This window comes from Corynebacterium sp. HMSC066C02 (genome assembly GCF_001814945.1).
GTDB lineage: Bacteria > Actinomycetota > Actinomycetes > Mycobacteriales > Mycobacteriaceae > Corynebacterium > Corynebacterium aurimucosum.
The window spans coordinates 157455-157757 of record NZ_KV818452.1; the positions used below are offsets into that span (position 1 = coordinate 157455).

Sequence of the window (303 nt, forward strand, 5' to 3'; positions counted from 1 at the left end):
TTAACCCACAGATGGTGCGGCTTGGTTTCATGGGGGTTGGAAAACGCCTTCAGGGCCCTAGACAGTGGGTGTTGTCTAGGGCCCTGAAGGGTTGTATTGAGTTGTTTGTTTTGTTTGGTGTCGGCGGTTTCTTACTCTCCCACAACCTCCCGGTTGCAGTACCATCAGCGTTAGCAGGCTTAGCTTCCGGGTTCGGAATGGGTCCGGGCGTTTCCCTGCTGCTATAGGCCACCGACAAACACACGAGGCAATCTGATGCCTGGTTGCGTGAGTTGTGTCAGATACTGTGTAGTGGACGCGAAG

1 rRNA gene is annotated in these 303 nt (G+C 54.1%); it reads right to left on the bottom strand.

Features of this window, described 5'->3' with window-relative positions:
* Positions 1 to 118: 118 nt before the first annotated feature.
* A 5S ribosomal RNA gene (rrf, locus tag HMPREF2996_RS07525) occupies positions 119 to 236 on the bottom strand.
* Positions 237 to 303 lie beyond the last annotated feature (67 nt).